Here is a 22,149-nt window from a genome sequence, read left to right as displayed (position 1 = left end):
AGCGTTCGCAATGGACGCCCGCAGCTGGCAGCTTGAAGCAGTACGTGTCGTCGCACAGCAACACGCCTACTACTCCGACCAACCGCAGGAAGCCCGTCGGCAGTGGGCCAAGCTGTCACTGCTGGCCAACCGGCGCACACACGGTGACGGTCCGGGAGATCCAGCGCGCGAGGCCCAACAGGACTTCATGCTCCGAATGTGGGTCATCGACCGTCTCGGTCCCGACGACAAGGATCCCGACTGGAGCCCCGAGAAGTTGGCGTCCGACACACTCGACGCCCTGGCTCTCACACCACCACAAGCCACTGCTCTCGCCAGCCACTGGCGTGATCTTCCCATCGAGCAGGTCCGCGAGCTCCGGCAGCACAAAAACCTGACGGCCCATCTGGACAGGCTCACCGACCGCCTGCGGCCCGGCCCAACACGAGATCAACTTCTCCTCTGGACCGAGATCCGCCGACTCCTGCCCTGACCTGCTGTTGGCCGATCAGACGCTCCCCGCCGGCCTCAACCCGAAGTTCAGAGAATACGTGAACACCCTCATGCTCCAGGACATCCTCGGCGAACCGGAGTGGGCCGACCTCCTTACGCCCGCCGACCGGCGCGGCCTGATCCGCTGTTCTGGTCGCACGTGCGCCCTTATCTGGACACCTTCGAGTGACGCCTGAACCGGCGCCGTGGCGATCGAGGGGCGGGCTTCGTTGGGTCATCCGAGTGCAGGCTCGGGGAGGCCGGTGTGCGGGTGGTCAAGGAACGCGATGGCGGTGTCGTTCGGCGAGTGCGGTTGGTCGACGGCGACGGTGAGTTGGTCGCGGCGGCCTGCCGGTTCCTGGATCATCTGGTCGACCGGGGTTTCTCGCCGCACACGATCTGTGCGTACGCGTACGACCTGCGGCGTCTGTTCACCTTCCTCGCTGCTGAGGGCATGGACTGGCGCGAGTTCCGGAGCCCGGATGCCTTGCGGCTGCTGGCGTCCCTGCGGCGGGCACCGTCGCGGCGGCCGGCCCAGCGACTGGGCCTGACGGTGGTGGTCGGCGGCCCGGAAGCGCCGGGCAGTCTGCTCGCGCCGGCGACGGTGAACCGGATCTTGGCGGCGGTCTCCAGTTTCTACGACTGGGCGGTGGTCGCCGAGGAGTACGACGGCGACTCCCCGATGCAAAAGCGCCTTGACCCGGCACTTGCCCGGGTGCCGGACCGGCATCAGCCGTTCATGGGCCGCGCGAGCCGACAGCAGCCGATGCGCCGCACGGTGACGGTCAAGCAGCCGCGGCGACTGCCACGTCCGGTGGACGAGGCGGTGCTGGAGCAGTTCATCGGCAGTCTGAAGCGGCTGCGGGATCTGGCGGTGTTCCTGCTGATGCTGGACGGCGGGCTGCGGCCGGGCGAAGTGCTGTCGCTGCACCTGGACGACATCTCCTACGGCCGCCGCCGGGTGACGGTCCGCAAGCGCGACGACCACCCGCGCGGGGTCCGCGGCAAGTCCCGCACCGAACGGGTCGTGGACCTGCACGAGCCTCGCACCCTGGACGCGGTCAGCCGCTACGTGATGCAAGATCTTCGCTATGAACTCGCTGAACGACACCACCTGGGTAACAACACGGGCGGACCTCGTCTCCTACATCAGACAGCTCAGCCAAGAGGCCGAGGTCACTTCCAGCGGTTGGGAGAACCAATCACTGGACCACTACCTCGAAGCGCTCAGTTCCTGGACCAACGATATGGACGGCTACTTCATCAACCGCGGAGAGCCCGTTCCCGACCGGCCCGACTGGAGCTTGATCGCCAGCATGTTGAGAGCGGCTTGCTTCTACGGGTGAGCCCGCACTGTCCCAGAAATCGTCCAGATAAATCTCCCTACGGCGAGGTCAATCTCGACATGGAACGCCGCCTGGACCTCACCGTCGGCGCCACCGTGCCCGGGCCGCGCGCCCCCGCGGAGGGGCAGCAGGCCCGGTCGGGTAGGCCGTAGAGTCGGCGGCGGATCTGCTGGGGTAGATCAAATGCCTTGAACACGCGCGGATCTGCGAACACGACGTTGTGCGCGACCTGGCCGCCGGTGACCGTGAGGCACCGGTGGCATCTCCAGAACCGCCTCGTGATCCTGACCCTAACGGCCGGACGGGCGCCGGTAAGACGTATCGGGCGCGCTCCTCCGGCTCCTCAAAGCGATTCTGGGGCGAGGAGCCGCCGCAGTGCCGTTGGTGTGTGGCCGAGGTATTGGCGCATGGTCCGGCAGAGGTGGGCCTGGTCGGAGAAGCCCAGGTCGGCGGCGAGGGTGGCGAGGCTGTCCTCGCCCGCGTCCAGACGGTCGAGGGCCCGGCCGACACGAACCCGGTTGCGATAGCGGGTCAGGGAGACTCCCAGCTCGCGGGTGAAGGAGCGGCTCAGACGGTACGGCGAGACGCCGAGGAGCTCCGCGAGCGGCAGCAGCCCCTCGGAGGCGGGGTGGGCCTCGCCGATCGCGTGCCGGGCCGCGGCGACGAGCGTCGCCTCGTCCCTGCCGGGACGGACGCCGGACGGTATGGCACCGTCGACGGCCTGGCCGACGCCGGCGGAGAGCAGTCCGAGGAGCTCCTCGGTCACCGCATGGTCCACGTCGCCGGTGTGGGCGGACGCGAGGACGCGGCGGTGGGCCAGGTCGAGGCGGGCGTCCACGTACACGCTCTGCCGAGCCGGGCGAGCGTCCTCACCCGCCACAACCCTCCACAGAGCGGGCGTCAGGCTGATCGAGGTGCACTCGTCGCCCCCGGCGGCCGGGTGCGCGAATCGCTCCTCCTCGCCCGGCACGCCGAGATAGGCCACGGTCGGGTCGACCTCGGCCGGGGCGCCGGCCGCCTGCCTGCGGAACCGGCCGCGCCGCACGAGCACCACCCGGTAGTCCTCGCGCACCGCCACCTCCGACCAGCGGGTGTGGTCGTCCCGGCAGCTGACCGTGGTGATGCGGAAGTCGGGCCGGGTGGAGAGGACGGTGGAGGTGAGCACTCTTGAACGGTACGTCGGGGGTCTGACAGTCGCCCCGCGCAAGGATCTTCAAGACCGGGATGGGGCGTGGCAAGCAAGCTCAGCGGCGTCGTACTTAACCCCGTACCGCGCTCAAGGAGTCGCCGTCATGTCCGCTCTCGCGAAGATCAGCACCGTCGTCATCGATTGTGGTGACCCGGTCAGGCTCGCCGAGTTCTACAGCAAGGTCACCGGTTGGGAGATCACCCACAGCGGCGAGGACTTTGCCTCCCTGGGCAGCGGGGAGCACCCCGGCCTGGCTTTCGTACGCATCGAGGGCTACCGGGCCCCCGGCTGGCCCGACGACGCCAAGCACGCCCACCTCGACCTCACGGTCTCCGACCTGGAGGAGGCGGCCAGCCGGATCCTCGCCCTCGGAGCGTCGAGGCCCGAGTTCCAGCCCGGCAAGGACCAGTGGGTCGTCCTCACTGACCCAGAGGGACACCCGTTCTGCCTCACCACCGGTGCCTGACAAGTCACCCGACAGGAGAAGATCACATGGCTCACATCCACAAGGACTTCCTGATCAACAACAGCCCGGAGAACGTCTGGGAGGCCCTGCGCGAAGTCGGAGCCGTGCACCAGCGCCTGGTGCCGGGCTTCGTCACGGACACCCGCATGGAGACGGACACCAGGATCGTGACCTTCGCGAACGGTGTCGTCGTGCACGAGCTGATCGTCGACATCGACGATGCGGCCCGCCGGGTGGCCTACGCGGTGGTCGGCGGCTCGATGGCACCGAAGCACCATCACGCCTCGATGCAGGTCCTCGCCGACACCGAGGGGCGCAGCCGGTTCGTCTGGACGATCGACGTGACGCCCGACGAACTCGCCGGGCCCATCAGCGAGATGGCCGAGCAGGGCGCGCGCATCATGCAGGAGACGCTGAAGGCCACCCCGGTCCCGACGGACAGGTAGGGCCCTCGCACCGGGGGCCGGACCGAGGGGGTTCTCGGTCCGGCCCCCGGCGTTCCGATCACAGGTCGAGCTGGTACTGGACCGTCTCGTGCGTGGGTACGTAGCCCAGGCTCTCGTTGACCTCAGCCGGCGTCGACGCGTGGCGGGCGCGGGCGTCGAAGGTACCCGGCGTGCGTCTCATCCCCGAGGCGTACGAGACGGAGCCGGACGTGGGTTCGGCCCCGCTGCGCGACCAGGACTGACTGCCGTCGGCTTCGGACAGGCCGCCTAACTAGGCGTGGCCGCCCACGGTGACCGGGGCGAAGGTGAGTTGCGGCTTGGCCTGAAGGATCTCGCCGATCCGGGCCACCCGGTGCTCAAGCTCGTCGCGTTGCGCGGCGGTGAGGCGCACCAGGGACTCCACGGTGACGTCGAGCTTGTGGCCGGAGCGCCGCTGGTGCCAGAGTCCGCCGACCACGCCGTCAACGATCAGCAGCTGGAAGTTGCCCGGCAGCACCCGCTCACCGACGCGGCCCGGGTAGAGGAGTTCCGGTGGCTGGTTGCCAACCCGGTAGGCATAGCCGTCAAAGTAGGGGAGCAGGTGCAGGCCGCGGGGCGGAGTGTCGGGCATGGTGGTGTCGTCGGCCAGCACCCAGGCTGGGGTCCCTTCGACCTCCACCGGCTGAAGCTCGTCCGCCAGCGACGCGAAGAGCTCGCTGGCCCAGCGGACCGGGGCGTTCAGCCAGTGCGCGAACCGCTGGGGAGTGGACGGGCCGTAGGCGTGCAGGTAGCTGGTCACCACATGGGTCAGGGCAGCCCGGGGATCGGCCGGTGGGAGGCTGGGCAGCCAGCGGGCCGGGTTGGTGTAGGTGACCTTGCGGCCCCGGTTGGGACCGAAGCACAGCGTTCCTCGCAGCCCGGCCACGTGCAGCACCTGACGCCAGCGTGGCCACAGACCCTGGAAGCCGGGGATGACCAGGTCGCCGGCCCAGGGTCCGGTCCTGCGGATCACCTCCTCGCTGAGCTCGTCGATGGTGAGCTCCGCGTCGCGCAGGGCGTCCCCGATGGCGGCGACCACCTCGGCGGCCTGTTCCTCGGTGACCCGGACGTGCGCGGGGAGGGAGGACTTCGGCTCTGGGACGGCACGGAAGGCCGCGACCCACAGCGGTAGGTCGCGGGTCGGGAACAGGTGCACGGTCCCCCGTTGGCCGAACGTCTTGACCAGGCTCTGCTCCGACCAGAGCGCTTCGCGCACGTCGACCCGGGTGGCGCCGGATATGCGGAGCCCGATGGCGAGTTCGGCGGCCGACAGGACCTGGGCGTGGGTACCGGCCATGGCACCGACGATGTCGGCGGGCCGGGCAGTTGCCGAAGGGGCGCTCAGCGCGTGGCGTTCCAATCGGCGGGCGCACACCTGGGACCAGGTGAAACGTGGAACCTTGGGCAGACGTTCGGACATGCGGGCAGGACTCCTGGGGGCGAGCGGTTCACGGGGGGCCGGCGGCACAGCCCCGGTTCCTCGGGCACTGGGCGGTGACGGTTCAGCGGACCAGCCGGAAGAACGCCCGGATGTCATCGACGAGCAGGTCGGGGGCCTCCATCGCGGGGAAGTGGCCGCCGCGGTCGAACTCCGACCAGTGCACCACGTTGTGCTCGCGTTCGGCGATGCGACGCACTCCCGGGTCACCGGGGAAGACGGCGACGCCGTGCGGCACCGCGGACGCGGTGACGGCCGAGCCCCAGGACTTCGCGCTCTCCTTGTACAGCCGGGCCGAGGAGGCGGCGGTGCCGGTCAGCCAGTAGATGCTCACGTCGGTGAGCAACTGGTCCCGGTCGACGGCGTCCTCGGGGAGCTCGTGGGAGGGGTCCGTCCACTCCTTGAACTTCTCCGCGATCCACGCCAGCTGTGCGGCCGGCGAGTCGGTCAGGCCGAACGCGACGGTCTGCGGCCGGGTAGCCTGGATGATCGCATAGCCGCTGCGGTCCTGGTCCTGGTACTGCCCGAGCCGCTCCAGTTCGACCGCCGACAATCCGTCGAACTCTGCCGGGTCGCCGGTCGGGAAGCCCAGTCCGCCGTTGACGTGCACCCCGGCGACGTGCCCGGGGGCGACACGGCCGAGTTCGGGCGAGATCACGGCGCCGCTGTCGCCGCCCTGGGCGCCATAGCGCTCGTAGCCCAGACGCCGCATCAGCTCCGCCCAGACTCGCGCGACCCGGTGCAGGTCCCAGCCTGGCTGAGTGGTCGGCCCGGAGAACCCGAACCCCGGGATGGAGGGAGCGACGACATGGAACGCGTCGGCGGGGTCGCCGCCGTGGGCCCGCGGGTCGGTGAGCGGGCCGATGATCTTCATGAACTCGGCGACCGAGCCCGGCCAGCCGTGCGTGATGATCAACGGGAGTGCGTCGGGCTCGGAGGACCGCACGTGCAGGAAGTGGATGTTCTGCCCGTCGATCTCGGTGGTGAACTGGTCGAACCGGTTGAGCGCGGCCTCCTGCGCGCGCCAGCCGAAGCCGGAGCGCCAGTACTCGGCGAGTTCCCTCGCGTACGTGACCGGGACGCCGTAGGACCAGCCGACGCCGGACAGTTCGTCGGGCCAGCGCGTGCGCGCCAACCGCTCGCACAGGTCATCCAGATCGGCCTGCGGGATGTCGATGCGGAAGGGGCGGATGGCGGGGCCGGTGCTCGTCATGCTGTTCATGGGAAGAACGCTACGGGTGAGCCAGGACAGATACGGTCCTAGGTGTGAGGGAGACTTTCCGTTATGCGGGAAACCTCAGCGCGCCTTCTGAAACTGCTGTCCCTCCTCCAGAGCCACCGCGACTGGTCCGGCACGGAACTCGCCGAACGGCTCGGCGTGACCCCACGCACGGTGCGCCGGGACGTGGACCGGCTCCGCGCACTGGGCTACCCCGTGCACGCCAGTGCCGGGGTAGCCGGTTACCGGCTCGGCGCCGGGACGCAACTGCCGCCGCTGCTGCTCGACGACGAAGAGGCGGTGGCGGTCGCCGTGGGCCTGCGCACGGCCGCGGGCGGAACCGTGGCCGGGATCGCCGAGACCTCCGTACGCGCGCTCGTCAAGCTCGAAGGCGTCCTGCCGTCCCGCCTCCGGCACCGCGTCCAAGCGCTCCAGTCGGTGACGGTGCCGCTGGCGCAGGGCGGACCGATGGTCGCGCCGGACACCCTGACGGCGATCGCGGCGGCCTGCCGGGACCACGAGACCCTGCGCTTCCACTACCGCTCCCATGACTCCACCAAAACCCGCCGCGAAGCCGAGCCGCACCGCCTGGTGTTCTCCGGGCGCCGCTGGTACCTCCTCGCCTACGACACCGCGCGCGCCGACTGGCGCACCTTCCGCGTCGACCGCCTGACCCTGCGTACCCCCAACGGCCCCCGCTTCACGCCTCGCCAGGCTCCCGCCCTCGACCTCGCCGACTACACCTCCCGCGCCTTGTCCACCGCCCCCTACCGCCACCAGGCCCGCTTCACCGTCCACGCCCCGGCAGCCCAGGTACAAGAGCGCATGCCCGCCACAGCGGCGACCATCGAGCCACGCGACGCACAATCCTGCACGGTAACGGCCGGCGCGCACTCCCTGGACGAACTGGCCCTGTGGATGGGCCTGCTGGCAGCCCCGTTCACCGTGCACGAGCCACCCGAACTGGTGGAACACGTACGGGAACTCGCGGCCCGACTCGCAGCGGCGACACGCGACTGACCCCGCCCGCACTGCCCCGCCCTGACCGCATCGTCCCCGCGGGCCCTGGGCCGCGGACTAGGGCGTGTTCCAGGTTCAGATCACTGTTGGGTCAAATCGCTCCGCCGGAGTGGCTCGGGGCGGTAGACATCCGGGGTGACGCGAGGCGATCTGACGGATGCAGAGTGGGAGTTGTTCGAGCCGCACCTGCCGCTCGGCGTGAGCGGACCGATCCCTGACCTGCGTAAACAGTTGAACGCGGTGATGTGGAGGTTCCGGACCGGGAGCCCGTGGCGCGACATCCCCGAACGCTACGGGTCCTGGTCCACCGTCTACGGCCGCTTCCAGAAGTGGGCCCTTGCGGGCACCTTCGAGACGCTGATGGAGCGGATGATCGCCGAGGCGGCCCGGCGAGGACAGGCCGATCTGGACCTGGTCAGCGTCGATTCCACCGTCGCACGCGCGCATCACCACGCGGCCGGCATGGCCGTCGACCCCGAGCTCCTGGAGGAACTGGTGAAAGCCGCCGAGGAGGAAAAGGGGCTCCAGCAAAGGGACAATCCGCCCAGGTGACGGTCGAAGGCGACCCGGTCGAGGAAGCGTTACGTGCCGAACGACGACGGATACGCCGCCGCCACAAGGCCCGCCTGAAAGCTGCCGCGTTGGGGCGCTCGCGGGGCGGGCTGACGGTCAAGACGCACCTGGCCACCGACCGGCGGTGCCGCCCGCTGTCGTTCGTGGTGACGCCGGGACAGGCGGCCGACAGTCCGCGTTTCGCCGCGGTCCTCGGCCGAGTCAGGATCCGTGGGCCGGTCGGTCGGCCCCGCACCCGCCCCGGGGCCGTCGCCGCCGACAAGGCGTATTCCTCCCGCGCGAACCGCTCCTACCTGCGTAAACGCCGGATCCAGGCGGTGATCCCGGAGAAGAAGGACCAGGCCGCCCACCGCAAGAAGCGAGGCTCGAAGGGCGGCCGCCCCCTCTCTCACGACGCCGAGCTTTACAAGGAGAGGAACACCGTCGAGCGCGGCATCAACAAGATCAAGGAATGGCGAGGGCTGGCCACCCGCTACGACAAGACTCCTACCAGCTACCTCGCCGGACTCCACCTACGCGGATCGATCATCTGGCTCCGGAGTCTCCGCCCCACATGATCCGAACCTGGAACACGCCCTAGTACTGCAACGACACTCCGTGACGTTGTGGACGCTTGTCCCGCTCGAAAATACGATTTAGCGGCTGTGGCCTGCACGTTTGCTGATCCTGGCGACAAGGCCTCGACTGGCCTGCGACGATCTGCGGATGTCGCTGTCGGCCGTCGCCACGCTCGTCCGGAATCTGATCACCGTGCCCGCTGCCGTACTGCGCAGCCGTATGGCCAAAGATGCGGAAGTTCTCGCGCTCCGGCATGAGAACGCGGTGCTGCGCCGGCAGATCGCCCGGGTCTGCTACGAGCCCGCCGACCGGATCTGGCTCGCCGCACTCTCCCGGCTGATCCCGCGCGAACGCCGGCGCCAGGTCTTCGCGGTCACCCCCACCACACTGCTGGCCTGGCACCGTCAACTCCTCGCCCGCAAGTGGGCGTTCACCCAACCGCCGCCCCGGCCGACCCTCCACCGCGCCCGCCGTCAAGCAACTCATTCTGCGCCTGGCCCACGAGAACAACACCTGGGGCCACCGCCGGATTCAGGGCGAACTCGCCCGCCTGGGCTACGCGATCGCCCCGTCCACAGTCCGGGAGATCCTGCATGCCGCCGGCATCGACCCCGCCCCGCAGCGCCCCGGGCCGACCTGGCGCCAGTTCCTCACCGACCAGGCCCACAGCATCATCGCCGCCGACTTCCTCCACCTCGACACCGTGTCACTCAAGCGCCTCTACGCCCTGGTCGTCATCGAGCACGGCACCCGGCGCCTCCACCTCGCCGGCGTCACCGCCCATCCCACCGCGCAATGAACCGTCCAGCAGGCCAGGAACCCCGCCGTGATCCTGGACCGCCCCATCGACTCGCTGCGATTCCTCCTCCGGGACCGGGACAGCAAGTACACCCGTGCCTTCGACGCCGTCCTCGAGGCCGACGGCGTGGAGATTCTGCTCAGCCCACCACGGGCACCCAAAGCGAACGTGAACTGCGAGCGAGTCGTGGGCACCCTCCGCCGCGAGCTCCTCGACCGCATGCTCATCTACAACGAGACCAACGCCGTGAAAGTACTGACCGAGTACATCCAGCACTACAACGGACACCGTCCCCACCAATCCCGCCAGCAGCTACCCCCGGACAGCGACCAACCGTCCAACCCGGCCGCCATCACCGACCTCCAAGCCCACCGGATCCGGCAACAACCCATCCTCAAAGGATTGATCAACCAGTATCACCGCACCGCCTGACCAAACCACACCACCGCAGCTCACAGCACCGAATCGTATTTTCGAGCGGGACAGGACCAGCTGGTCGCCGCGCTGCCCCGCCAGCGGTGGAAACGGATCTCCGGCGGGGCCGGCGCGCACGGTGAGCGGATTTACGACTGGGCGCGTGTCGCGATCCGCCCGTACTGGGAGAACGGCTTCGGGCACTGGGTGCTGGCCCGACGCAGCGTCAGCGACCCGAGCGAGATCGCCTACTACGTCTGCTACGGCCCGGTCGCCTCCCGACTGAAAGACCTGGTCAAAGTGGCTGCCGCGAGGTGGGCGGTGGAGGAGTGCTTCCAGACCGCGAAGGGAGAGTGCGGTCTGGACCACTACCAGGTGCGGCTCTACCGGGCCTGGTACCGCCACATCACCCTGGCCATGGCCGCCCTCGCCTACCTGACCGCCATCCGCGCCGCAGAAGCCACAAAAGGGGCACTCTCGACGACGAGCAGGACCTCATACCCCTCAGCGTCCCGGAGATCCGCCGGTTGATGGGCCACGTCGTCGTCACGCGCCACTGCCACAGCAACGAGCACCATCTGCACTGGTCACGCTTCCGACGACGCAGCCAGGCCCGAGCCCGCCGCTCCCACCACAAACGCCGAGGCCACATTCTCCAAATGCGGTTGCAGTACTAACCTCGCCGTTTCGGTTGAGATGAGGCCGGAAGCGGGGAGGAAATACGAAAATGCCTTCTGAGCTGGGACGATGAACCTTGTCGAGGGGTTCTGTCGGTCCAAGCGGAAGGCACTTTCTGCGTGCAGGGTATCGAGAACACGAGCTGCGCGATCGACTCGATCCTCCGGCGGGCGTAGGGTGCGGCGGCGCGGGCACCCTTGCATAGGCTGGCTGTCTCATCCGACGCACCGCGACGAGGATCAGCCCATGCGCAGCGGCACCAGGATCCGCCTGATAGAGCCCACCGACGCCGCCCCGATCGCCGCGCATCGGGTGCGGGACTTCGAGGCTTTCCGGCCGTGGGAACCGGCCCAGCCGGCCGACTTCTTCACCCCGGAGGGCCAGGCGGAGCGGATCGACAGCCTGCTGGCCGGATACCGGGCCGGCGCGGTCTGGCCGGGCGTGGTGCTCGCCGACGACCAGGTGATCGGGCAGGTCACCGTCGGAGGCATCCTGCCTCAGCCGCACCTGCGCCGCGGCTCCGTCGGATACTGGATCGCCAGCGTCGCCCAGAATCAAGGGCACGCCGGGCACGCCGTCGGGCTTGTACTCCGGGTGATGACGGACGAACTCGGGTTGCACCGCGCCGAGGCGTCCACCAATCTGGAGAATCTGCCGTCGCAGCGGGTGCTGCGCCGCAACGGGTTCAGCCCGTACGGCGTCGCGCACTCCTCGATCTTTCTCGACGGGAGCTGGCGGGACGGGCTGCTGTGGGAGCGGGTCCTCGGCGACTAACCTCGCCGCTTCGGTTGAGATGAGGCCGGAAGCGGGGAGGAAATACGAAAGTGCCTTCTGAGCTGGGACGATGAACCTTGTCGAGGGGTTCTGTCGGTCCAAGCGGAAGGCACTTTCTGCGTGCAGGGTATCGGTTCTCGTCCCAAGCTCCATGTCTCCACTGACGGTTCGGGGGTGGTCGGGCACGCGGGCGCACGTTTGCTGGCAGATCTTGCCGATGCCACCGGTCTGACCACCGCCTACTCCACTGCGCTCAGGCCGCTGCGACCGCGTGGCACCGGGCACGATCCAGGTCGGACCGCCACCGATCTCGCGGTGATGCTCGCCGACGGCGGTGAGGCGATAGCGGATCTGGCCGTGCTGCGGGACCAGGGCGAGGTATTCGGACCAGTCGCCTCCACGCCCACCGCCTGGCGGTTGCTCGCCGACACCGACGGGGCAGTACTCGCTTCGCTGCGAGCGGCCCGCGCCTCAGCCCGGGAAGTCGCCTGGATGCAGGCCGCCGAGACCGGCCAGGGCATACCCGCCGTCCAGGCCGGCGGACGAGAACTTCCCGGCCTGGTCCTGGACCTCGACGCCACGCTGATCACCTCCCACTCGGAAAAGGAACAGGCCGCGCCCACTTACAAAGGCGGCTTCGGCTTTCATCCGCTGCTGTGTTTCCTCGCGAACACCGGCGAGGCCATGTCTGGCCGACTGCGGCCCGGCAACTCCGGAGCCAACACCGCCGCCGATCACATCGCGGTGCTGGACGACGCCCTCGCCCAGATCCCCGACGCTCACCGGTACGGCACCCAGATCCTGGTCCGCGCCGACAGCGCCGGATCCGCGAAAGCCTTCCTCACCCACATCCGGACCTTGCGCGAGCACGGGTTGAACCTGCGGTTCTCGGTCGGATACGCGGTCACCGAGCCAGTCCGTCGTGCAATCCGCTCACTGCCCGAAGCTCTCTGGCATCCCGCCTTGGACCAGAACGGGACACTGCGAGACGGCGCCGAGGTCGCCGAACTGACCGGCATGGTCGACCTCGCCGGTTACCCGGTCGGCACCCGCATCACCGTGCGGCGCGAGCGACCGCACCCCGGCGCCCAACTGTCCCTGTTCGATCACGACGAGGGCCTGCGGCACCAGGTATTCCTTACCGATACCCCTTACTCCGGCGGCGGCTCCGCACAGTTCCTTGAGGTCCGCCACCGCGGACACGCCACCGTCGAGGACCACATCCGGTGCGGCAAGAACACTGGCTTCGGCCGCTTCCCCTCCCGCCATTTCGACGTCAACGCCACCTGGCTTGAACTCAGCCTCACGGCGATCGATCTCCTCGCCTGGGCCCGCGTCCTCCTGCTGGATGGCGAACTCGCCGCCGCCGAACCCAAGAAACTTCGCTACCGGCTGCTACACGTTGCCGCCCGCCTCACCCGCGGTGGACGCCGCCTCCGCCTGCGGATCTCGGCGACCTGGCCCTGGAGACACGAACTCGCCGACGCCCTCCATCGCCTTGCCGCACTGCCCCGACCAGCCGGCTGACCGACAACCCCCTGCCCGCCCACGACCCGAAGGACCCTGGAGAACCCGACCACCGCGCCGGGCCTCCGCCATGCCCAAACAGCCAAATCACCTCGCCCACCCGACGGCTGACGATCAGCGACGACTCATCACCCCAACCGAAACGGCGAGGCTAAGCCTTGATTGGTGCGGCCGACCTGGCGGCCTGCTCGATCTTCGCGCAGTAGGCTGCACGGGCTTCCTCGTCGATCTGCTTCTCGTGTTCGGCGCGCAACCCGGTCCGGCCGTCGAGGCCCTCGCGCAGGATATCGGCGTGCCCTGCATGCCGGATGGACTCGCCGAGGACATGGACCATGATGGCGAACAGGTTCGTGTCGGCATAAGGCTCCGGCCACCACGGCACGTGGCCGGGGGCGTCGAGGGGAAGCTCGTTGATCGTCGCGTCCGAGTGTTCCCACGTGCGCCGGTAGAACCCGATGATCTGATCGCGGGTCTCGTCCTCGGTCGCCCACAGATCGCTGCCGTTGGAGTCCTGCCACCGGGGCAGCGGTTCCGGGGAAGGGCGGTCGAAGACCTCGCCGAAGTACCTGGCCTCGACGGTGGCCACGTGTTTGACCAGGCCGAGGAGGTTGGTCCCGGTCGCTGTCAAAGGTCGGCGGGCGTCGTATTCGGACAAGCCGTCGAGTTTCCAGAGCAGCGCCTTGCGGTCCCGCCGCAGTCTCCCGTGCAGGTTGTCTTTCGCGAATTCATCGATCATGCGGCATGAGCCTGCCATGGGCTGCTCGTGGTCTCAAGATCCCGTACGTGGTCCGCAACGACTGGCAGAGCCGAGGCCTGGCCATGGCCGCCGCCCTGACCTGCTACAAGAAGCTCGCGAAACTTGCCACGTGAGACAACCTCTTATCCGACTCCTCACTGCGCGCGAATGCCTGCAAGTTGACGAGTGCTGGATCTGGTCGCCGCTTCCGTCTCCCGAGCACGCCCGAGTACGCCGCACGGCGGTTCAGCAGTGACGGCGCCCCGGTCAGTCTCGTTGTTGCATGACCCGCATCTGCTGGTTCCTCACCCTGAGGGGGAGGGTGAGACATCACTCGACTGGCACATGAGGGCTCTACTCGTGCGTACTATCTCTAGGCACTGCTGCACATTGCGGCAGTTATGTCCTGCGGGTGTCCCAGTCAGCACAGCCTGGGCACCTGCCTCCACCCGCTCGCGTACCGGGTTCGTGCCTTTCACCGCCGTACCCGCGAGCTGCAGAAAGGCCCATGACATGTCTGAAATTCAGGCCCAGGCCACAGGACTGACGTCGCAGTACATCGCCCAGGTGACGGGCGACCTTGAGCGCAACGTCAAGGAGCAGGAACGTATCGGTGCGGAAATCGAGGCGCTGCAGGAGCAGTTGGGTGCCCTGCAGCACGACCACTCGGTGCTGGTGAGCATGCGGGAGGCACTCGGCGGCGCGAACGCAGCCGGCGAGGCAGACACCACGGCCGCGCCGACCGTACCGCGTCAGGCCACCGCCGAACCCTTGCAGAGCAAGCCGAAGAAGGCGGCCGCCACGAGCGCAAAGGCGACGGCATCCAAGAAGAGCGCCGCCAAGGCCTCCTCCGCCAAAGCCCCGTCCGCCAAGGCCTCCTCCGCCAAAGCTTCTTCCGCGAAGGCACCCAAGACAGACACCAAGCCGACCCTCGTCAACCTGATCCGCGGCCACCTGGAGCAGCAGAGCGAGCCGCGGTCCGCCACCGAGGTCTCCGCCGCGCTCACGCAGGCCCACCCTGACCGCGGCGTCAAGACCACCGTTGTGCGTACCACCCTCGAAGGGCTGGTCGCCAAGAGCCAGGCTCAGCGCACCAAGCAGGGCTCGTCCGTCTTCTACACCGCGACGGCCGCCTCGGAGCCTGCTGCGGCCGAGCCTCAGCAGGAGGCAGTGGCCGGCTGACAACCCGAAGCAGCGCACATCTCCTGCGCTCGTCGCGGATACCGTGCACGCCCGGGACTGAAAGCCCGCAGCAGCGGTGTGCGGGCAAGAAGAGAGGGGCAGTGGCCAAGATGTGGCGAGTGCCCCTTCAAGTTGAAGAGAGTCTATTACGGTCCGCGCTGGGAAGCATTTTCCCTAGTCAAGGCTGCCCAACCTGCTGGCGCCGCGTCAACGACAGGCCGCTGGACGCAAGCCGGAAGCCGTCTCGCCGTGGACGGGCGGGTCGGGGCGCGGGACTCCGATGCGCCACCCAGGGCGCCGGGGGCTCGGCGGTGTCCGCGGCGCCCTTGAGCCAGCCCTTGAAGCCGCCGCTCTTACCACCGCTGGGGTTTCCGGTGTGGGCAGTGCCGTCGGTTCCGCCAACGCTTGCGCGAGTTCCGTCGAAGACCACACGCCGAACCACTGCTCGGCGCCGTACGCCTCGAATCGCTCCAGCTCGGTGAACCCGAGCTTCGCCGCGAGGCGCATCGAGCGGGCGTTGGCGGTCTGGGTGTAGAGCACCACCGGCTCACCGGGAAGCGCGTCGGCGAACCAGTCGAGTGCCGCTGCGCACGCCTCGGTGGCGTACCCGCGTCCCCACGCCTCCGGCAGGAACAGGTAGCCGAGTTCGGTCTCCCCGGCCTCCCGGCGGTTACCTGGACGCTCGGGGTCTTGCGGGTCGAGCTGGATTGTGCCGATCGTCGCTCCGTCGAGCTCGACCACGAAGAAGCCAGGGCGCCGCCCAGGTACCTCGGGCACCGTGCGTTCGAGCTCGGCATGCGGTCGAGGGCCACCGAGGTAAGTGCCCACCTCTGGCGAGGCGTTCAGCTCGATGACCGTCACGCGGTCCCGGGCCTCGGACTCGCGGAGTACGAGCCGCTCGGTCTTGATCGGGGCAGGTGGCCAGGCGAGGGCTCTGTGGTCGGCTCTGTGGTCGGTCATGCCAGCCAACCTAACCAGCAGGCTCAGAAGCGATCAACACTCGCCGAACACATCCGTCTCCTCCGAGCAATAGTCAAGACTTGTGGACGAGTTCTATGACTCGGATCGTTCTTGGCTGCGTGATACTAGAGGCTGGTGTGCGCCGACTCAGGCGTTGAGTGGTACGACGCAAATGGGATCAGATCCACCCAGGTAGAGCATGTACCCCGCGTACTCCATATCCAGGTCCATCCTCTCCGGCGGCACGACGTAGAGTCCTGCGGTGGGTTCGGGAGCCCAGCCGAGCTTGCGGGGAGGGCGGTACTCCTCGTAGTGCCCCACGTAGAGCCGGGTCGGCGGGATCGAAACGGTGCAGTCGTCTCCAATACGGAGGGTGGATCCAGATGGTTCCAGACGATATGGGCTCCATTCCTCACGGGAATAGGCATGAGGTAGTGCGACTTGCCCGTTCCATCGGAAATTGGAGGAATCGTCGACCGCCCTCCACGGCCATTCCAGCGTGATGTAACGATCCACTCTGGCCACCCGAGCCACTGCTGACTGGCAGGAGACGATCACTTCGTCGCCGATCCGAGGAACCATGTGTGATCACCCTTGTTCCGGTGGTGGATAGGGGAAGGATGGCCGCCCTCCCGCTTACGCAGCCCGCTCCTGCTGCTCGACCAGGATCCCATTCTCGAACCTCGCGCCAGCCCGGACCAGGGCCACCAGGTGGGCGCCGGTGATCGCGCGCCATCGGACCTGGGCGGATTCAACGAGCTTGAACACCATGGCGAGCGCTGCGGCCGGGCTGCCGGCGCCGCGGGTGACCTTGGTGCGGAGCTTGACGGTGGAGAACGTCGACTCGATCGGGTTCGTGGTGCGTAGGTGGATCCAGTGCTCGGCAGGGAAGTCGTAGAACGCCAGCAACTCCTCCCGATCGTCGGTGATCTTCGCGGCAGCCTTGGGCCACTTGGTGCCGTAGGTCTTCTCGAATGCTTTGATGGCCTTCTCGGCGTGGGTGCGGTCCTCGGCGTTGTATATCTCCTGCATGGCCTTCGTTGCGCCCGGCTGTGCGGACTTCGGCAGGGCGTTCGTGACATTTCTGGCTTTGTGAACCCAGCAGCGTTGATGGCGCGTGGCGGGGAATACCTCGGCCAGGGCCTTCCACAAGCCCATGGCACCGTCGCCGACGACCAGCTCCGGGTCGCGCATGCCGCGTCGGCGGCAGTCACGCAGTAGGTCGGCCCAGGACTCGGTGGACTCCCGCAGGCCCTCGGCCAGCGCGATCAGCTCCTTGGTGCCGTCTACGCGGACGCCAAGCAGGACCAGGACGCAGGAGTGCGCCTGCCCGAGCCGGACCTTGGGGTGCACGCCGTCGGCCCATACGTAGACGAAGTCGCGGTCGGAGAGGTCCCGATCCTGGAAGGCTGCGTGGTCCTCGCCCCACATGAAGAAGACCCGGTCGGTGCCCCGGGTGATCGTCACCGACAAGCTCCGCTCCTACGGCGCCGCCCACCGCCACGAGATGCCGTCGGTCGAACACCGCTCGCACAAGGGCCTGAACAACCGGGCCGAGAACTCCCACCAGCCGACGAGGCAACGCGAGCGCGCGATGAAAGGCTTCCGATCGGTGGGTGCCGCACAACGGTTCCTGGCCGCGTTCAGCGGCATCTCACCCCACTTCCGACCCCGCCGTCACCTCCTCACCGCCCCGAACTACCGCGCCGAGATGATCATCCGCTTCGCGATCCGGGACCAGATCACTGGCGTCGCCAGCCTGCCCGCCGTAGCCTGAGCCGCTGTCACCACCGAAGCCGAAACGCGTCGAACCGGCTCACACCCTCGAGCACTCGCTCAACCTGACAAAGCCCCCGGCGGAGCTTGGCGACCATGTCGGACAGGGCCGGCTCGGCCTTGGTGGTGTACCACGGGGCCCGCTCGCGGCGCTCGGCGACGTCGCGGGGGTGGTGGCCGTGCAGCGCGTACCAGGCCACGGTGATCGTGTAGCAGTACAGACCGAACGGGACGGTGCGCTCGACGGCCGAGCGGGTGCGGTTTTGGGCCTGACCGACGCCGAGCAGGTCGCGGGCCTCGGCGAAGGTGACCTCGATCGACCAGCGTGACGCGTAGCGGGCGATCAGGCCGGCCGCGCGGGTGGTGAGGTCGGTGGTGACCAGCGCCAGGTCGTAGCCGGTGTCGGTGGTGTCGTCGCGCAGGAGGATCACGCGGACGGTGCGGGTGTGGAAGGAGCCGTACCACAGGCAGGTGGTCTCGGCCAGGTGCACGGTGTCGGTCCGCTGATACCGCTTGACCTCGGTCCTGGTGAAGGCGGCGGTGGTGGCCAGGTCCTTGGGTGTGCCAAGGCGTTCGCCCTTGAGGGCGGGTCGGCCGCGGCGCCCGGTGGGCGGCGGGGCCAGGTCGTACAGCACCGCGCTCGCGGGCAGGCGGGTGGTGAACGTGCAGGTCGCGGGCAGGTCGCGGAGCGCCTTGCCGTGGTAGGCGGCGTCCGCGACGACGTGGATGCGCCGCCCGTGGTGGCAGGCGGCCAGCAGGCGGATCATGGACGCGGCGAGGCCGACCTTGGACTGCTCCTGCTTCGGGCGCCACAGCCGGGCCATCACCGGCAGGCACACCGGCCTTGCCAGGAACGGCAGTTGGACCACGATGCCGACCACCACGAAGCAGGTCCCGCGCCCGACCGGCTTCGGACCCCGGGCCGCGCCGTCGTGCTGCCAGGCCGCGCCGAAGACTTTCTTCCCGCGCCGCTTGAACAGCGTGTCGTCCACCGCCACTGTCAACAACCCATCTGCTGGCAGGAGTTGGCGCACAACCAGATGGGAGAGGGAGATGCCCAGCAGGTCGGGGTTCCAGCTCGCGCGGGAGAAGAAGGCGTGGGCACGGTCGTGGGACCAGGCGCGCGTCAATCCCGCGCCCGTCACCATGCCGGTCACCGTGCCCCGGCCGGTCTGCGCGATCAAGCCCGTGACCAGCGCGGCGAAGGTGGTGAAGGTCGGTGTGGTGAAACAGCCCCGCAGGAACGTCAGCACCGCCAGCAGCGAAGCGGGTACGGTCGTGTCCGGAAGCATCGGCGGGTCCCTCTCAGCAGGCGACGCAAGCACCGCCGATGCTTCTCTGCTGTCCCGCCCCGCACCGCCAGATCAGGCCCCCATCACCCACCCGAGCGACCCCAACGACGATCAACGGAAACGTCGAAAGTCGAGTGACTTGCGAACCCAAGGAAAAGCCGGTTGTGGGGTGATCACCCCGGCGTCTAACGTCTACCTTCATCGGCGTGTAGCTCAGCAGTAGAGCACCGGGCTCTGGACCCGGAGGGCGCAGGGGCGGAACCTGCCACGTCGGCTTATGAATGACAACGCTGAGCAGCAGCCTCTCACCGCGGCCCTGTCCTATCCGGAGGGCCAGCTGGCCAAGGCCTTCATGACCGCGTTGACCCATGAGGACACAGGCACCCGGCACCGCGCCGAGGTGCGCGGGCAGCGCTGGCGGCAGGTTCTGGCGGCCATGGCCTCAGGCCGGCTGTCGGTCGGTTCGCGTACGCCCGTGGTCGGGCTCCCGCCCTGGGTAACTCCTGAGGTGATGCGGGGCGGCTTCGCCACAGGGACCGCAAGCGCGGGCGGCCCGCTCCAGACGCACGAGACCGAGGCCGCGCGGAGTTTCGGGGTGCCCGCTGAGCGGCGCACGCTCTTCGCCTACTGCCTCACCGAGCCTGGACTCGCCTGGTTGTGGGACCGGTTGGACAGCGGCAGCTACGAGATCGGTGTGCCCGAGGAGGCCGCGCTGCTCACCATGGCCTGGCTGGTGCGCCATGGTGAGACCAGCGCGGCGCTCGACCTCGTGGCGGAACTGGAGCCGTTCGCCGACCGGCTGCGGTTCCTGCCGCGCCCGGCGGACGGGCCCGCGCCGGACGCCACCGCGGCTGTCCATCGGCACACTGTCTCCGAGGCCGTCGACACCTTGATACGGCGGCGTCCCAACGCGGCCGTCGAGACCCAGCGCGAGGCGCTCGCCGTGTGGCAGCCGTTCGGCGACGAGCTGCTCGTCCACTGGCTGCGGACGGCGCGGGACGGGGAGGTGCTCGCACATGTCCCGGACGCCGACTGGCTGGCGCAGGGCGAGGTTCTGCTCGGCCGCTACCGGCTGCTCGCCGCGGAACACACCCGCTGCACCAAACACCGCGACCCCAAGAAGAACCTGGGCATTCTGCGCGGCGCGCTGGAGGAGGTCGTCGCCGGACGGCCGCTGGAGGCGCGCCGGCTCGGTCTGCTGCGGCACGCGGTGCAGTCCATGGTGCGGCGGCGCGGTCTGCCCGGCTCGGTCATGCACACGGCCTTGCGCCGGCGCCAGGCCAGGCAGGCGGCGCTTCCCTCCCACCACGCCCTGGCCCAGCTGATGCTGCGTCGGCTCGCTGTACTCCCGCAGGAGACGGGCATCACCGACGTCGCCCCGCTCCTGGGCACGGTGACCGAGGAGGAGAGCCGGGAAACCGGCCTGCCCGCCGGAGCCGTTGTACCGGCCGCGATCGGCCAGGTGGTCGAGTCCGCGCTGAGCGCACCGCTCGGCACGCTCGTGGAGCGGGGCGTCGTCCCGTCCTCCGAGGTCCTGGCCGAGCTGGTGCCGCAGTTGGTCGCCGCCACCACCGCACACACGTACGGCGACGAGACGCTGCGAGCTGTGATGGCCGCCAACTACCGGGCGTTCCGCAACCGCCGCTCATTGCTCCTGCTCAATCTGGAACGGCAGGTACGCGTCGAGGAACTGCCCTGGGTACGAGCTGTGTCGGGGCAGCGATCGGCGGTACTGGGCACGTCGGACGGCGAAGGTGCCCTCGCCGTGCTGCGACAGCTGGGCGAGCTGGCCGTGCAGGCCTTCCCGGGTACGCTCCTGCCCAACCCGCTGGTCCGCGAGTTCGGTGTTCTTGAGCGCCAGTGCGACCTTGGGGCCCCGTTCGTGGAGGAGCTGGCTGCTGACATCTTCATGGGCACGTTCAGCCCGAAGTTCCTCAAGGCTGCGCGGGTCGCGGGCGAACTGCTCGCCGGCACGCTGTACGAGCGTTACTACGGCATCGACTACTCGGCCATCCGCAATCTGGCGATCACCGAGATTGGCGAGGCCCTGACCCGTTCGACCAGCGTCCGTACCTCTCCCGGTTTCGGGCGGCTGTGCGCCGAGCGAGCAGGAACGGCGGCGTCCCGGTGCTGGTCGGTCCCGGCGAACGGGACGGTGATCGAGCAGGCGCAGATCCTCACCACGCACAACCTGGCCACGCTGGTCCACCGGGTGGGCATCGCCCCACAACCCGGGTGGGCCGACCTGGCGCGCCGCTGCTTCGTGACCGTGTGCCGGCTGACCGCCCGTGTGCACCGCAACCCGCGGCCGTTGGGCACGATCAAGGACGCTGCGTACGCATGGCGCCAGATGGTATTCCACCTGTCCCTGTGCCCACCGGAGGAGCAGCGGCGGGTCATCGCAGGCCTGAGGGAGGAGACGGCCCGCCACCCGGCCCATGTCGCAACCCGGCTTGCCCCCGCCCTGGTGGGCCTGGCCCTGGTCGCCGAGGGCGGCACCTTCGGCAGTGACGGAACGGCAGACGCCGGACGTGCCCGGCGCTTTGTGGGATGGAGCACCGACGGGCACTGGATGCGGTGAGGCGCCGAACGGGCTCCGCATCTCATGATGCCCCACCGGCACAGCGTACGGGCGTGGCATGGCCGGGGCTGGCCCGTACGAGTACGCAGAGCGGTGTTCGGTGAAGGGACCACAGGGCGTGGTGCTGTCCTCGCGCCAGCGCCTTCGGGCTACCTCAGGGTGACGGGCTGGGCCGTTTCGTGGGCCCAGTTTCCCTCGAAGAGGGTTGCGAGCAGGCTGTCGTGCTCGGCGGGCAGCTGTCCGGCCCGCTTCTTCGTGCGGGCTTTGGCCAGCCACGGGCCGATCTGGACCCTCTCGCCGTCCACGGTGATCGATTCGCGGGCGGCGGGGGCGCGCCCTTCGCGGTGGAGGAAGAGTTCGAGGAGCTGGACGGTCTGTTCGAAGGTGGACAGACCCGTCCGCGGCGATGATGCGACGGTCGTGCAGGTTTGTGTCATCGGTCGCTCGCACCTCGACACTGTGGCCGTTGGGCAGCGTGGCGAGTGCGATGGCGATGATCGGCCGCTCCTTGGCGCTGGCTCTCTTCGAGATAAGGATGCGACAGATGGAAGTGGCCTCCAGGATCCATCGCAAGTTCTCGGCCTTGAAGTACGGGTCGACCAGCAGCCCCTCGCCGGCGGCTGCCAGGCGAGGGGTGAGCACGGTGTAGACGAGTGGATCGTCAGGGCTCAGTGCAACGTCGTTCA

The 22,149-nt window shown here is 68.8% G+C and carries 17 protein-coding genes, 1 tRNA gene and 6 pseudogenes; 15 read left to right on the top strand and 9 right to left on the bottom strand.

Translation table 11 applies throughout. The features are described 5' to 3' along the window. Positions 1–10: 10 nt before the first annotated feature. Both OG395_RS55280 and OG395_RS55275 read left to right on the top strand, forming a co-directional pair. Positions 11–472 carry a hypothetical protein gene (locus OG395_RS55280; protein ID WP_327241073.1) on the top strand — a complete coding sequence of 154 codons (462 nt, stop codon included), beginning with the start codon at positions 11–13 and terminating at the stop codon, positions 470–472. A 264-nt stretch (positions 473–736) separates the two neighbouring features. Next, positions 737–1,969 carry a tyrosine-type recombinase/integrase gene (locus OG395_RS55275; protein ID WP_327241074.1) on the top strand — a complete coding sequence of 411 codons (1,233 nt, stop codon included), beginning with the start codon at positions 737–739 and terminating at the stop codon, positions 1,967–1,969. 191 nt (positions 1,970–2,160) lie between these two features. On the opposite strand, the gene OG395_RS55270 is transcribed toward OG395_RS55275, so the two are convergent. Continuing rightward, positions 2,161–2,982 (bottom strand): helix-turn-helix domain-containing protein, encoded by an 822-nt coding sequence (locus tag OG395_RS55270; protein WP_266993466.1) that lies wholly within the window; start codon positions 2,980–2,982, stop codon positions 2,161–2,163. 127 nt (positions 2,983–3,109) lie between these two features. Here OG395_RS55270 and OG395_RS55265 point away from each other — a divergent pair, with 127 nt between their 5' ends. Together OG395_RS55265 and OG395_RS55260 are read left to right on the top strand one after the other, a co-directional pair. Next, positions 3,110–3,472 carry a VOC family protein gene (locus OG395_RS55265; RefSeq protein ID WP_266993464.1) on the top strand — a complete coding sequence of 121 codons (363 nt, stop codon included), beginning with the start codon at positions 3,110–3,112 and terminating at the stop codon, positions 3,470–3,472. A 26-nt stretch (positions 3,473–3,498) separates the two neighbouring features. Then, the gene (locus tag OG395_RS55260; protein WP_266993462.1) at positions 3,499–3,918 is read left to right on the top strand and encodes an SRPBCC family protein; all 420 of its coding nucleotides are present in this window, start codon (positions 3,499–3,501) and stop codon (positions 3,916–3,918) included. Between the two features lie 58 nt (positions 3,919–3,976). Here the strand turns inward: OG395_RS55260 and OG395_RS55255 are convergent, their stop codons facing one another. The 3 genes from OG395_RS55255 to OG395_RS55245 all read right to left on the bottom strand — a co-directional run bounded on the left by OG395_RS55255 (position 3,977) and on the right by OG395_RS55245 (position 6,587). Continuing rightward, entirely contained in the window at positions 3,977–4,099 is a 123-nt protein-coding gene (locus OG395_RS55255) for a hypothetical protein (RefSeq protein ID WP_266993460.1), read from the bottom strand. Between the two features lie 90 nt (positions 4,100–4,189). Then, positions 4,190–5,356 (bottom strand): winged helix DNA-binding domain-containing protein, encoded by a 1,167-nt coding sequence (locus OG395_RS55250; protein WP_266993458.1) that lies wholly within the window; start codon positions 5,354–5,356, stop codon positions 4,190–4,192. 82 nt (positions 5,357–5,438) lie between these two features. Further along, positions 5,439–6,587 carry an epoxide hydrolase family protein gene (locus OG395_RS55245; protein ID WP_266993700.1) on the bottom strand — a complete coding sequence of 383 codons (1,149 nt, stop codon included), beginning with the start codon at positions 6,585–6,587 and terminating at the stop codon, positions 5,439–5,441. A gap of 72 nt (positions 6,588–6,659) precedes the next feature. Between OG395_RS55245 and OG395_RS55240 the strand changes: the two genes are divergently transcribed. The 6 genes and pseudogenes from OG395_RS55240 (at position 6,660) to OG395_RS55215 (ending at position 12,936) form a co-directional block, all read left to right on the top strand. Continuing rightward, positions 6,660–7,613, top strand: coding sequence for a helix-turn-helix transcriptional regulator (locus OG395_RS55240; protein WP_266993456.1), 954 nt, complete (start codon positions 6,660–6,662; stop codon positions 7,611–7,613). 135 nt (positions 7,614–7,748) lie between these two features. After that, positions 7,749–8,743: pseudogene (locus OG395_RS55235) on the top strand (IS5 family transposase). 148 nt (positions 8,744–8,891) lie between these two features. Then, positions 8,892–9,975: pseudogene (locus OG395_RS55230) on the top strand (integrase core domain-containing protein). A 60-nt stretch (positions 9,976–10,035) separates the two neighbouring features. Then, positions 10,036–10,488, top strand: a pseudogene (locus OG395_RS55225) (IS701 family transposase); the annotation flags it as partial. A gap of 393 nt (positions 10,489–10,881) precedes the next feature. Then, the gene (locus OG395_RS55220; RefSeq protein WP_327241075.1) at positions 10,882–11,409 is read left to right on the top strand and encodes a GNAT family N-acetyltransferase; all 528 of its coding nucleotides are present in this window, start codon (positions 10,882–10,884) and stop codon (positions 11,407–11,409) included. A 90-nt stretch (positions 11,410–11,499) separates the two neighbouring features. Then, positions 11,500–12,936, top strand: coding sequence for an IS1380 family transposase (locus tag OG395_RS55215; RefSeq protein WP_442818720.1), 1,437 nt, complete (start codon positions 11,500–11,502; stop codon positions 12,934–12,936). 151 nt (positions 12,937–13,087) lie between these two features. Here OG395_RS55215 and OG395_RS55210 read toward each other — a convergent pair whose 3' ends face one another. Then, a complete protein-coding gene (locus OG395_RS55210; RefSeq protein ID WP_089014494.1) occupies positions 13,088–13,672 on the bottom strand; it encodes a DinB family protein in 585 nt (194 codons plus the stop codon). 5 nt (positions 13,673–13,677) lie between these two features. Here OG395_RS55210 and OG395_RS55205 point away from each other — a divergent pair, with 5 nt between their 5' ends. Further along, on the top strand, positions 13,678–13,806 hold the full coding sequence (locus tag OG395_RS55205; RefSeq protein ID WP_257548903.1) for a hypothetical protein: 129 nt from the start codon (positions 13,678–13,680) through the stop codon (positions 13,804–13,806). 379 nt (positions 13,807–14,185) lie between these two features. Continuing rightward, positions 14,186–14,854, top strand: a complete 669-nt coding sequence (locus OG395_RS55200; protein WP_327241077.1) for a hypothetical protein — start codon at positions 14,186–14,188, stop codon at positions 14,852–14,854. Positions 14,855–15,277: 423 nt separating this feature from the next. Here OG395_RS55200 and OG395_RS55195 read toward each other — a convergent pair. Continuing rightward, positions 15,278–15,814, bottom strand: a pseudogene (locus tag OG395_RS55195) (GNAT family N-acetyltransferase); the annotation flags it as partial. A 636-nt stretch (positions 15,815–16,450) separates the two neighbouring features. Then, positions 16,451–17,284 (bottom strand): annotated as a pseudogene (locus OG395_RS55190) (IS256 family transposase); the annotation flags it as partial. On the opposite strand from OG395_RS55190, the pseudogene OG395_RS55185 reads away from it, so the two are divergent. Beyond that, positions 17,265–17,591: pseudogene (locus tag OG395_RS55185) on the top strand (DDE-type integrase/transposase/recombinase); the annotation flags it as partial. The pseudogenes OG395_RS55190 and OG395_RS55185 sit on opposite strands and share 20 nt — an antisense overlap. Before the next feature lie 7 nt (positions 17,592–17,598). Here OG395_RS55185 and OG395_RS55180 read toward each other — a convergent pair. Continuing rightward, positions 17,599–18,882 carry an IS701 family transposase gene (locus tag OG395_RS55180; RefSeq protein ID WP_327241078.1) on the bottom strand — a complete coding sequence of 428 codons (1,284 nt, stop codon included), beginning with the start codon at positions 18,880–18,882 and terminating at the stop codon, positions 17,599–17,601. Between the two features lie 202 nt (positions 18,883–19,084). Here OG395_RS55180 and OG395_RS55175 point away from each other — a divergent pair. Both OG395_RS55175 and OG395_RS55170 read left to right on the top strand, forming a co-directional pair. After that, positions 19,085–19,156: transfer RNA gene (locus OG395_RS55175), tRNA-Gln, on the top strand. Between the two features lie 3 nt (positions 19,157–19,159). Further along, positions 19,160–21,463, top strand: coding sequence for a hypothetical protein (locus tag OG395_RS55170; RefSeq protein WP_327241079.1), 2,304 nt, complete (start codon positions 19,160–19,162; stop codon positions 21,461–21,463). Positions 21,464–21,612: 149 nt separating this feature from the next. Here OG395_RS55170 and OG395_RS55165 read toward each other — a convergent pair whose 3' ends face one another. Further along, positions 21,613–21,900 (bottom strand): hypothetical protein, encoded by a 288-nt coding sequence (locus OG395_RS55165; protein WP_327241080.1) that lies wholly within the window; start codon positions 21,898–21,900, stop codon positions 21,613–21,615. Between the last annotated feature and the right edge of the window lie 249 nt (positions 21,901–22,149).

It is taken from the genome of Streptomyces sp. NBC_01320, assembly GCF_035974375.1.
GTDB lineage: Bacteria > Actinomycetota > Actinomycetes > Streptomycetales > Streptomycetaceae > Streptomyces > Streptomyces yanii.
The sequence above is the reverse complement of the archived record's forward strand: the minus strand, read 5'-3'. Positions and strand labels throughout refer to the sequence as shown.